General features: G+C 55.5%; 9 protein-coding genes. 4 read left to right on the forward strand and 5 right to left on the reverse strand.

Going from position 1 to position 11,215, the window contains the following annotated elements; translation table 11 throughout:
- Window positions 1-154: 154 nt before the first annotated feature.
- The 3 genes from dld to ACMV5I_RS28340 are packed head-to-tail and all read right to left on the reverse strand — an operon-like array spanning window position 155 to window position 2,890.
- Window positions 155-1,852: a D-lactate dehydrogenase gene (gene dld, locus ACMV5I_RS28330; RefSeq protein WP_391581451.1), complete on the reverse strand. Its 1,698-nt coding sequence runs from the start codon at window positions 1,850-1,852 to the stop codon at window positions 155-157.
- 43 nt (window positions 1,853-1,895) lie between these two features.
- The gene (gene map / locus ACMV5I_RS28335; protein WP_121606262.1) at window positions 1,896-2,690 is read right to left on the reverse strand and encodes a type I methionyl aminopeptidase; all 795 of its coding nucleotides are present in this window, start codon (window positions 2,688-2,690) and stop codon (window positions 1,896-1,898) included.
- Entirely contained in the window at window positions 2,687-2,890 is a 204-nt protein-coding gene (locus tag ACMV5I_RS28340) for a ParD-like family protein (RefSeq protein ID WP_024527427.1), read from the reverse strand. The genes map and ACMV5I_RS28340 overlap by 4 nt, the downstream gene beginning before the upstream one ends.
- A 171-nt stretch (window positions 2,891-3,061) precedes the next feature.
- Between ACMV5I_RS28340 and ddlA the strand changes: the two genes are divergently transcribed.
- A complete protein-coding gene (ddlA, locus tag ACMV5I_RS28345; RefSeq protein WP_202809577.1) occupies window positions 3,062-4,168 on the forward strand; it encodes a D-alanine--D-alanine ligase in 1,107 nt (368 codons plus the stop codon).
- 51 nt (window positions 4,169-4,219) lie between these two features.
- Here the strand turns inward: ddlA and ACMV5I_RS28350 are convergent, their stop codons facing one another.
- Window positions 4,220-5,002: an ABC transporter substrate-binding protein gene (locus tag ACMV5I_RS28350; protein ID WP_414825842.1), complete on the reverse strand. Its 783-nt coding sequence runs from the start codon at window positions 5,000-5,002 to the stop codon at window positions 4,220-4,222.
- Between the two features lie 33 nt (window positions 5,003-5,035).
- On the reverse strand, window positions 5,036-6,190 hold the full coding sequence (locus ACMV5I_RS28355) for a pyridoxal phosphate-dependent aminotransferase (protein WP_141131676.1): 1,155 nt from the start codon (window positions 6,188-6,190) through the stop codon (window positions 5,036-5,038).
- Window positions 6,191-6,329: 139 nt separating this feature from the next.
- Here ACMV5I_RS28355 and ACMV5I_RS28360 point away from each other — a divergent pair, with 139 nt between their 5' ends.
- The 3 genes from ACMV5I_RS28360 (at window position 6,330) to ACMV5I_RS28370 (ending at window position 10,800) form a co-directional block, all read left to right on the forward strand.
- Window positions 6,330-7,256 carry a LysR substrate-binding domain-containing protein gene (locus ACMV5I_RS28360; protein WP_141131677.1) on the forward strand — a complete coding sequence of 309 codons (927 nt, stop codon included), beginning with the start codon at window positions 6,330-6,332 and terminating at the stop codon, window positions 7,254-7,256.
- Window positions 7,257-7,352: 96 nt separating this feature from the next.
- Window positions 7,353-9,650, forward strand: coding sequence for a beta-glucosidase BglX (gene bglX, locus ACMV5I_RS28365; RefSeq protein ID WP_414825843.1), 2,298 nt, complete (start codon window positions 7,353-7,355; stop codon window positions 9,648-9,650).
- Window positions 9,651-9,876: 226 nt separating this feature from the next.
- Window positions 9,877-10,800: a haloacid dehalogenase-like hydrolase gene (locus ACMV5I_RS28370; RefSeq protein WP_414825844.1), complete on the forward strand. Its 924-nt coding sequence runs from the start codon at window positions 9,877-9,879 to the stop codon at window positions 10,798-10,800.
- Window positions 10,801-11,215: the final 415 nt, after the last annotated feature.

An 11,215-nucleotide genomic window follows, 5' to 3' on the forward strand; every position in this document is an offset into this window, starting at 1 on the left:
AAATTTCTGGCAAACTGTTTGTAAAGGCACGATGAGGTCTCTTCTGTTTTGTTAGCGCAACCAGTAGATCACACTTCATCGTGCCTTTCATTTTTTTCTGGGGATTCCTCAGCCCTGTGGGAGAGGGAGCTGGTGAGGAGGGTAGAATAAAATGTTACTGAATGTTATTACCCCAGTGTTTTTGCTTGCTGGTTTTGCCAATGCCGGGATTAAAACTGTTGGTGGGATCGGCATCCTGATAGAACGCCTGCAAATCCGGCTTGGCATGATACAGATGGCCGACGTTGTGCTCGGCCGGATACTCCGCACCACGCTGATTGAGGATCGCCAACATCTGTTCTTTCAGCGCATGGCTGTCCGCGCCTTTTTTCACCACGTAATCCTGGTGGAACACGTGGCACATAAAGTGGCCGTAATACAGCTTGTGTACCAACTGGTTGTCGATCTCCGGCGGCAGGGTTTCGAACCACTCGGTATCGTTGCGGCGCAGGGCGATATCCAGCGCCAGAATGTCCTCGACCTGATCGGCATGTACCGCGTGATAGCGCACGGCGGCGCCCGCTGCGGCAAAGCGGTGCAGAAACGCTTTCTTGCCTTCTTCAGGCGTACAGACGAAAAAGTCACCTTCGGCCTGGGCAAAGTAGCTTTTCAGATACTGTTCGGCCTCTGCCACACCCGGCCCGGCCATTTTCAGCAGCAGATGGTGTTCAAAGCGTTGGCGATACGCTTTCATGCGCGGCGGCAGATGGTTAGGGGCCAGCTTGCTCAGCTTCTGCATCAGGTTATCGGTGAGGTTGTGCGGTATCAGCGGCAGTTTGTTCAGCGTGGCATCCACCCGGCCTTTCAGAGTAAAGAAGCGAGGCATTTGATCGGTGCCCAGCTTGTCGATCATCATAAAGGTGTCTTTGCCATACACCTCGGCGATATCGAAAATGTCGCGGTGCATATATTCCCCGGCCACCGGCAGATTTTCAAACTGGCTCAGCATATGGCGGCGCAGCTCGGTCAATACTGCGGTGTCGTTGGTGCCGATATAGAACACCTGCTCTTTATCTTCTTTGGCGAAGGTATCCAGACGTACCGCAAATACCGCCAACTTCCCGGCACAGCCGGAAGCCTCGAACAGGCGGCGTTTATCGGCGTTAAAGCGGGAAGGGGTATCGGCATCGACATCGCGCACCCGGCTGGCGTATTCGTTGTCCGAAGCGCGCAGCTCGCCATGTTCAACATCGGTTGGTCGGTAATCGCCCTTTTCCAACCGCGTAAGGATCTCTTCCGGCGTATCGCCCAGGTTAATCCCCAGATGATTGACCAACCGTAACTGACCATCGGCGTCCAGCTTGGCGTACAGCGCCATTTCGGTATAGGCCGGGCCGCGTTTGACCAGCGCCCCCCCGGAGTTGTTGCATATGCCACCGATCACCGAAGCACCAATGCACGAAGAGCCGATCACCGAATGTGGTTCACGGCCATAAGGTTTCAACAGCCTTTCCAGCTTATTGAGCGTGCTGCCGGGGAAGCCGACTACCTGCTTGCCGTTATCCAACACCTGAATATGATCGAGCCGCAGGGTACTGACAATGACAATCTCACGGTCATAATCCTGGCCGCTGGGTGTAGAGCCTTCGGTCAAGCCGGTGTTGGCTGCCTGCATAATGACAATCTTATCGGCGGCGACGCAGGCTTGCAGGATCTGCCACAGTTGCAGCAGACGGGTAGGGAACACTACGGCCAATGCCTTGCCACCGCCGGAGCGGAAACCTTTGCGATAACGTTCAGTGCTACGCTCGCCGGTCAGCACTTGCGCGTTGCCAACGATATTCTTCAACTGAGTGATAAATGCCTGCGTCATGCCCATCTCCATGTCCCCGCCTGGCTGCAACGGGGTTTAATGTTTAATAGCGTTCCTGATATCCCGCCTCACGTTCTTCTGCGCGCAACGTCAGGATCTCCACGCCGTCAGCGGTAACTGCCACGGTGTGCTCCCATTGGGCGGAAAGCTTTTTATCGCGGGTGACCACGGTCCAGCCATCTTTCTTCTGTTTGATGCGGTGGTCGCCCTGGTTAATCATCGGTTCGATGGTAAACACCATCCCTTCCTGCAACACCGTACCGGTGCCTGGCAGGCCGAAGTGTAGCACCGCTGGGCCTTCGTGCATTTCACGGCCAATGCCATGCCCACAATATTCCCGTACTACGCTGTAACCCGCCTGCTCTGCATGTTGCTGTATGGCGTGGCCGATGTCACCTAGCGTGGCTCCGGGTTTCACAGCCCGAATGCCTTGCCACATTGACTCGTAGACATTGTTGACCAGGCGCTTGGCGAGCGGGGTGGTTTGACCGATGCAGTACATCTTGCTGGAATCGGCAATAAAGCCATTATTTTCCAAGGTGATATCGACATTGACGATCATCCCGGAACGCAAAATTTTGCTGGCCGATGGGATGCCGTGGCAGATCACTTCGTCGATCGAGGTATTGAGCACGTAGGGGAAATCATACTGGCCCTTGCTGGCAGGGCGTGATTTCAGCTCATTAACGATAAAGGCTTCGGTAAGGTCATTGATCTCCATGGTGGTGATCCCTTCGCAGATCACCTCATCGAGCATGGCAAACACCTTGGCCAGCAGCGCACCGGAGTGGCGCATGATGGCAATTTCCTGCGGCGTTTTAATCACAATATCTTTCACCCAACAATCTCCTTCAGCGTCAGCGCGTTATCTTTCATCATTTTTTTTACCAGTTGCGGATAGGTCAGCTCAGGGTTCAGCTCTGCCAGCATACCGATCCTGATCCAGTGTTCCGCCTGTGCGTTAATAGAACGCGACATGGTCAGGCTGGCGAGCCTGAGATCGTCATGTAGCGTCTCCGAGATTTTTACTATCCCCATAGCAGACTCCGTAAGCGAACAATATACGGAGTGTATACGTTTTGGATGCTGTGGGTTTGGCATTCTGTGGCGCAGGCATTTTAGGCCGAATGGTCATTGCCGGGGTCGCACAATGCGTTTATTGTGATCGTCGGCTTTGTTGCCATGACTTTTTTAAGAAGGATTTAGGGCGTGACTAAACTACGTGTTGGGGTGATCTTTGGGGGCAAATCGGCGGAGCATGAGGTTTCGCTGCAGTCGGCAAAAAATATTCTGGATGCCATCGACAAAGAGAAGTTTGACGTCACGCTGCTGGGCATTGATAAGCAGGGGCAGTGGCACCTTAACGATGCCTCCAACTTCCTGCTGAATGCGGAAAACCCGGCGTTGATCGCGCTGAACCACTCGAATAAAAACGTGGCGCTGGTCCCTGGGTATGAGAAACAGCAACTGATAGAGGCTGATGGGGCCGGTGCGCTGGGCCAGCTCGACGTGGTGTTCCCGATCGTCCACGGCACCTTGGGGGAGGATGGCTCACTGCAAGGGCTACTGCGGATGGCGAATATGCCGTTCGTAGGAGCGGGCGTGTTAGGGTCGGCGGTCAGCATGGATAAAGACGTTACCAAACGCCTGCTGCGGGATGCTGGGCTGTCAGTAGCACCGTTCGTCACGTTAACGCGTTCCAACCGCAACAAGTACGGTTTTACGCAGTTAAGTGAAAGCCTGGGGTTACCGCTGTTTGTTAAACCGGCGAATCAGGGTTCCTCCGTTGGCGTCAGCAAGGTGCATGACCAGGCTGAGTTCGAGCAGGCTATCGCCCTGGCATTCAGTTTCGACCATAAAGTGCTGGTGGAGTCGGCTATTGTTGGCCGTGAGATCGAATGCGCGGTATTGGGCAACGATAATCCACAGGCCAGCGTCTGTGGCGAAATCATCCTTAGCGATGAGTTCTACTCTTACGACACCAAGTACATTAATGAGCAGGGCGCGCAGGTGGTGGTACCGGCGGCGATCGATCAGGACGTCAGCGATAAAATCCGCGAAGTGGCATTGCAAGCCTTCAAGGCGCTGGATTGCTTGGGTATGGCGCGCGTCGACGTATTCCTGACGCCGGATAATAACGTGATTATCAACGAGATTAATACGTTGCCTGGCTTCACCAATATCAGCATGTATCCAAAACTGTGGGGAGCCAGCGGGGTGAGCTATACCCAGTTGATCACCGCGTTGATTGAGCTGGCTCTTGAGCGGCATCAGCAGGATCGCGGGTTGAACAGTTCGGTGTTTGACAGCAAGTAAATGGTGTTTTCCTGGCACTCTCCGAGTTGAAGAGTGCCAGAAGACAACGGTTTATTTCACCGTCACATCGATATCGCCAAAATACTTCTTGGACAGTTCGCCAATGGTGCCTTGCTGCTTCACCTTGGCGATGGCTTCGTTGAGCTTTTTCAGCGTCGCGGTGTCGTCTTTACGCAGACCGAAGGCGATGCCTTCACCCAGGATTTTATCGTCCTGTACCGCATCACCAACAAATGCGAAGCCTTTACCATCTGGATGTGCCAGGAAACCGCTCTGCCCGGCAGGGGCCATGATCAAGGTGGCATCCAGGCGGCCAGCGGTCAGATCCAGATAGACCTGATTTTGATCCTGATAGGATACGACATCAACCCCTTCCGGTGCCCAGTGTGCCTTGGCATAGTTTTCCTGAATGGAACCCTGCAATACGCCGACGTGTTTCCCCGTCAGCGATTTGGCATCGGGTTTCAGGCCGCTGTCGGCCTTGGCAATCAGGCGGTTTGGCACCTGATAAATCGAATCGGTAAACGCAATCGCCTGCCTGCGCTGCTCGGTGACGTTCATCGCCGAGTTAATCACGTCAAATTTGCGGGCCTGTAACGCCGGGATCAGGCTGTCGAACGAGGTTTCTACCCAGCTGCATTTGACCTGTGCAGCGGCGCACACGGCGTTACCCAGATCGATATCAAACCCTTCCAACTTGCCGCTGGCGGATTTGGACTCGAAAGGCGGGTATAGCGCTTCAAGACCAAAACGCAGGCTATTCTCTGCCGCCAGTGTGGAACCGGCAGCCAGTAAACATCCCGCCGCGATCAGCGTTTTCAGTGTTTTTTTCATTACTGTTTCTTCCCCATGGTAAAAATCAATGGATCACACCTGACACAGACGGCGAGCGCCTTCCAGCAGGGTGTCATTATCTTTCGAGAAACTAAGCCGGATAATGCCGGTATTGGTGCCGTCGCTGTAAAACGCCGACAGCGGGATGGTTGCCACCTTGGCTTCGCGGATCAAGCGCACCGCAAAGTCGTTGTCGCTTTCATTACTGAAACCGCTAAAGCGGGCCAGCATAAAGAAGCTGCCACGGCTGGGCAGTAACTCAAAGCGTGATTTTTGCAACGCGGCTGCCAGCAGGTCGCGTTTTTGCTGGTAAAACTCCGCCAACCCCAGGTAGCTCTGTGGATTATTCAGCGCGGTGGCAAAGGCATATTGCATCGGCGTATCGGCAGAGAACACCATAAATTGGTGCACCTTGCGGATTTCATCCATCAGCGCTGCCGGTGCCATGCAGTAACCGACGCGCCAGCCGGTAACGTGATAGGTCTTGCCAAAGGAAGAGACGATCACGCTGCGCTCTGCCAGAGCGGGATGGCAGGCCATGCTGTGGTGAATGCCGCCGTCGAAGACCACGTGCTCATATACTTCATCGGAAAGAATGACGATATCGGTATTGCGGGTCAGGGCGGTCAGGCGCTCGATATCGTGTTCATCGAATACGCTGCCGGTAGGGTTGTGCGGGCTGTTGACGATGATCATGCGGGTTTTGCTGTTGATTGCCGCCGCCACCTCATTCCAGTCGATGGTTAAATCTTGCAGCGAAAGCTTGATGGCAACCGGGGTCGCCCCTTGCAGACGCACAATCGGGGCGTAGCTGTCGAAGGCGGGTTCGAAATAGATCACCTCATCGCCGGGATGCACCAGCGCGCTGATGGCGGAGTACAACCCTTCACTGGCGCTGGCGATCACCGTGATTTCGTCGTCGGCGTCATAGCGGGCGCCATACAGCCGCTCAACTTTTTCCGCCAGTGCATGACGCAGTGCCGCTACGCCGCTCATTGGGGCGTACTGGTTATGACCTGCGCGCATGGCTTGGGCGACGCCTTCGATCAGTTGTATATCGCAGGCAAAATTGGGGGCGCCCTGCGAAAGATTCAGAGCTTGATGTTCGGCGCTCAGTTGGCCAATCACGGTGAAAATGGTAGTGCCAACGTCCGGCAGTTTAGAACGTTGCGAGCAGGCGCTGTGCATGGGGGCTCCTGGCAAAAGATTCGAGTGTCGAATGATTAAGCATCAGTTAGGATAGGCTAACAAGAGAAAATTCGTCATGCTTGCCATGCAGCCAGATCATGGCTGACAGTGAAAATAAATGCAGGTATCGGGATTTATTATGCAAACATCGCTGCCGTCGCTCGACGTGCTGAAAACCTTTGTGGTGGTCGCTGAGCGTCTCAATTTCACCCATGCCGCCCAGACGCTGCATTTGACGCAGGGCGCGGTCAGCCGCCAGATCCTGGGATTGGAACAGCAACTGGGTTATCCGCTGTTCAGCCGCCGCGCTCGTGGGCTAACGCTAACGCCACAGGGCGCGCTGCTGTTGGCGCCGGTGCAGCTGGCGTTAGAGCAATTGGCGCAGGCGCTGGCCAAGGCCGGGGAACAGCCGGGTACGCTACGCGTCAAATGCCCAACCTGTGCGATGCGCTGGGTATTGCCGCGTATTATTCGCCTGCAGAATGAACGGCCGGAGATGCATATCGAACTGACCGCGTCGGTGTCGCACGGGCTGGATTTTGGCAGCGAACATTTTGATGCGGCGGTGGTGTTTGGCAAACCTCAGGGCAAACGGCTGGTGGTGCACCATCTGTTTGATGAGATCCTGACGCCGGTCTGCACGCCAAACTATCTGCCCGAGCAGGTTCGGCCACCAGAACCTGCCGATCTGGCGGAGACAACCTTGCTGCATCCCACGCGCGATCGCCGTGATTGGTTGCTATGGTTGAAAGCGGCGGGGCAGGCGGCTTTTCCCTCCGCCAAGTCACAGCATTTTGATACTCTCGATCTGGCGATGAGCGCCGCATTACAGGGCTGTGGTATCGCCATCGGCGATCTGTGCCTGTTGGAAGAGGATATTCAGGCCAATCGCATTATTACGCCGTTCCCGATCAGCGTGGTCAGCGGTGCCGCCTATTATCTGGTTTACCCCGAACATGCGGTGGTGCCTGCGGCTTTAACCCGGCTGGTGGAGTGGCTGGGGGCAGAGGCGCAAGCCAGCCGGAGCAGACTGCATCATCTGCTAACAACAACGCAGACGAATTGATTCTGCAAACAAAAAGAGTATGGCAAACTGCGTGCTCACATCTATTAATGCCTCCTGGCCGACATTGCCGGCGGGGACGTGCCAGAGAATCAAACTATGAAATGGCTTTGTGTGGTGAGTATGTTGTCCGGCCTGGCTATCAGCCCGGTTTTTGCGCAGGAAAGCAGTGCGACCCAAGGGATCTATGCTCAAGAGCGTGATGCCTTTGTCTCCAACCTGATGAAGCAGATGACGCTGGAAGAGAAAATCGGCCAGCTGCGTTTGATCAGCGTGGGGCCAGATAACCCGAAAGAGGCCATCCGTGATGGCATCAGCAAAGGCCAGATCGGGGCGATCTTCAACACCGTGACCCGGCCAGATATCCGCGCAATGCAGGATCAGGCCATGCAGCTCAGCCGCCTGAAGATCCCACTGTTTTTTGCTTATGACGTGGTCCACGGCCAGCGTACCGTGTTCCCGATCAGCCTGGGGCTGGCGGCGAGCTTTGATCTGGAGGCTATCGCCCTGAGCGGGCGTGTTTCAGCGCAGGAAGCCAGTGATGACGGCCTGAACATGACCTTCTCGCCGATGGTCGATATTACCCGCGATCCGCGTTGGGGCCGAGTCTCTGAAGGGTTTGGAGAGGATACCTGGCTGGTATCGAAGATTGCCAAAGTGATGGTAGATGCCTACCAGAATGGCGATCCGTCCAAGCCGGGGTCGGTGATGGCCAGCGTGAAGCACTTTGCCCTGTATGGCGCAGTTGAAGGGGGCCGTGACTACAACACCGTTGATATGAGCCCGTTGCGTATGCATCAGGATTACCTGCCGCCATATAAGGCGGCGGTAGATGCTGGCAGCGGTGGCGTGATGGTTTCGCTTAACTCAATCAACGGCGTACCGGCGACGGCCAACCCATGGCTGCTGAAAGATCTGCTGCGTGACCAGTGGGGCTTCAAAGGCATCACCATCAGCGATCACGGCGCGATTAAAGAGTTGATTAAGCATGGCGTGGCTCAGGATGCGAGTGATGCGGTGCGTTTGGCGATCACCTCCGGCGTCGATATGAGCATGAGCGACGAGTATTACGACCAATACTTGCCGGGGCTGGTGAAGGAAGGTCTGGTTGCTGAAAGCGAGATCGACCGGGCCTGCCGTGACGTGCTGAACACCAAATATGATATGGGCCTGTTTAAAGATCCGTATAACCACCTCGGTCCGGTAGGCTCCGACCCGCAGGATACCAATGCCGAAAGCCGTCTGCACCGTGCGGAAGCCCGCGTGATTGCCCGCAAGACCATGGTGTTGCTGAAAAATGACAAGCAGACGCTGCCATTGCAAAAGCAGGGCACCATTGCGTTGATCGGGCCGATGGCTGACAGCCAGCGCGATATCATGGGGAGCTGGTCGGCGGCAGGCGTGGTGAAGCAGTCGATCACCGTGCGTGAAGGGTTGCAGAATGCGGTGGGCGATAAGGCCAGCATCCTGTACGCCAAAGGCGCCAACATTACTCAGGACAAGAGCATTGTTGATTATCTGAACGAGTATGAAACTGCGGTGGCCTTTGATACGCGTTCGCCACAACAGATGATCGATGAAGCGGTAAAGATCGCTAAACAGGCCGACGTGGTGGTGGCGGTAGTGGGTGAAGCGCAGGGAATGGCTCATGAAGCCTCCAGCCGGGCGGATATCACCATTCCACAAAGTCAGCGTGACCTGATCGCGGCGTTGAAAGCCACCGGTAAACCGCTGGTTCTGGTGCTGATGAATGGCCGTCCGTTGGCATTGAGCTGGGAAAGTGAACAGGCAGATGCGATGCTGGAAACCTGGTACAGCGGCACCGAAGGTGGGAATGCCATCGCCGACGTGCTGTTTGGTGACTACAACCCTTCCGGCAAGCTGCCAATGACCTTCCCGCGCTCGGTGGGGCAGATCCCGATTTACTACAACCATCTCAACACTGGCCGACCGTTCGGCAAGGAAAACCCGGGCAAGTACACCTCGCGTTACTTTGATTCACCGAATGGCCCGCTGTATCCGTTTGGGTATGGTTTGAGCTATAGCCAGTTTGCCCTATCGGACTTCAAGCTCTCCAGCCCAGAGATGGCGCGCGACGGCAAAATTACCGCTAGCGTGATGCTGAAAAACACCGGTAAATATAACGGTGCCACCGTGGTACAGCTGTATGTGCAGGATGTGACCGCCTCGGTCAGCCGCCCGATCAAGGAGCTGCGTAACTTCAAGAAGGTGACGTTGCGTGCCGGGCAGGAACAGCGGGTGGAATTACCGATTACCGAGGACGATTTGAAGTTTTATAACGCCAGCCTGAAATGGGGCGCGGAGCCGGGTAAATTCAACGTGTTTGTTGGCCTGGACTCGGACAACCTGCAACAGCAGAGCTTTACCCTGGAATAAGTTTGTGAGCGTTTACTTTCGCTGTTTTCCCCTGACTCCAACCCTCTCCCACAGGGAGAGGGAGCTGAAACGGTGTTGTAGTCAGGACGGCGTAGGGGGGCCGCATGCTGCGCCCGTTTAACGTATTCGGTGTTGAGGTCAGACGCGGGAGTCGGTTTTTAGTTCGGACAGTCCCCCCTCGTAAAACGCCAAGCAGCACACAGAAAAAATCACCGGAGATTGCACCATGAAAAGATATCTGGACTTTAGCGCCAGCGATCTGGCCAACATCAGCAAAGACGATCTGATCTACGCCATCCGTGCCAGCGAAGGGCGCATTCTGGTCAGTGAGACCATCGCGATAACCCAGCCGCTGCTCAATAACGTCACCAATGCCGAACTGGCTGCCAGCCAGGGGGCCGACATCCTGCTGCTGAACCTGTTTGATGTCAATCAGCCGCACATTGCCGGGCTGCCTGCCGATGTACCACCAGAAGAAGGCATACGCGAACTGCAACGGCTGACCGGGCGCGTTATCGGGGTCAATCTGGAAGCCGTCGATCCGGCGTTTGCCACCACGCACAATGAGTTCTGGCAGATGACGGCGGGGCGTGCGGCCACGGCGGAAAACGCCCGAAAACTGTATGAGCTTGGCGCTCGCATGGTGGTCTTGACCGGTAACCCGAATAACGGCGTCAGCAACCAGGCCATCGCCGAGGCGCTGAAGCACATTCGTGACGAAGTGGGCGATAAGCTGGTGCTGGTGACCGGCAAAATGCACGGTGCCGGGATTGTGCGTGAAAGCGGCAGTCAGTTGATCACCGAACAAGATATTGCGCTGTTTATTGAAAACGGGGCCGACATTGTTCTATTACCTGCACCGGGCACCATCCCCGGAATGTCGCAGGAAAAGGTCGCCGAGCTGATTACGTTTACTCAGCAACAGGGCGCGCTGGCGATGACCGCTATCGGCACTTCTCAGGAGGGGGCCGATGTGCAAACCATTCGCCAAATTGCCCTGATGAGCAAAATGGCCGGAGCCGATCTGCACCATATTGGCGATACCGGCTATCTTGGCTTGGCGTTGCCGGAGAATATCTTTGCCTACAGCGTGGCGATCCGCGGTGTACGCCACACCTATACCCGCATAGCTCGCTCCGTTAACCGCTAGCCCCTCACCCCAACCCTCTCCCACAGGGAGAGGGAGCTGTTAGCCCCTGCTCTTTTGGAAGTAAAGAGGTGATCAAGCAACTCGATCATCACTTTAACCAGGATGAGCAGGGTCAGTCAGCCGGTGCTTATGAAGAATCACTACACTTTCAGCCTAACTGGATCGGTCCCCTCTCCCTGGGGTGTACATCCCCAAAAGGAGAGGGAGCCAGTTCGGTGTTGTGGTCAGGAACCTTACTCAATCGGCGGCTCGTTCGGTCAGACACTGTTCTCAATTTGTGGCACGTTCAGTCCCCTCTCCCTGTGGGAGAGATACCGTCTTGTCGGCTATCCGGCAAGCGGTATTTCCGCATTAAATGTCTTTCCTGATTTCACCACACCATAGGCCAGTTGCAGCAGTTTTCGCATCGCCGCAC

It is taken from the genome of Serratia sp. T13T92 (genome assembly GCF_047530105.1).
In the GTDB taxonomy this organism is placed as follows: domain Bacteria; phylum Pseudomonadota; class Gammaproteobacteria; order Enterobacterales; family Enterobacteriaceae; genus Chania; species Chania fonticola.

Bases quoted from the DNA above. Each gene is read 5' to 3' on its own strand.
- dld (WP_391581451.1), bottom strand. From the start codon at position 1,852: ATGACGCAGGCATTTATCACTCAGTTGAAGAATATCGTTGGCAACGCG.
- ACMV5I_RS28340 (WP_024527427.1), bottom strand. From the start codon at position 2,890: ATGGGGATAGTAAAAATCTCGGAGACGCTACATGACGATCTCAGGCTC.
- ACMV5I_RS28350 (WP_414825842.1), bottom strand. From the start codon at position 5,002: ATGAAAAAAACACTGAAAACGCTGATCGCGGCGGGATGTTTACTGGCT.
- ACMV5I_RS28355 (WP_141131676.1), bottom strand. From the start codon at position 6,190: ATGCACAGCGCCTGCTCGCAACGTTCTAAACTGCCGGACGTTGGCACT.
- ACMV5I_RS28360 (WP_141131677.1), top strand. From the start codon at position 6,330: ATGCAAACATCGCTGCCGTCGCTCGACGTGCTGAAAACCTTTGTGGTG.
- bglX (WP_414825843.1), top strand. From the start codon at position 7,353: ATGAAATGGCTTTGTGTGGTGAGTATGTTGTCCGGCCTGGCTATCAGC.
- ACMV5I_RS28370 (WP_414825844.1), top strand. From the start codon at position 9,877: ATGAAAAGATATCTGGACTTTAGCGCCAGCGATCTGGCCAACATCAGC.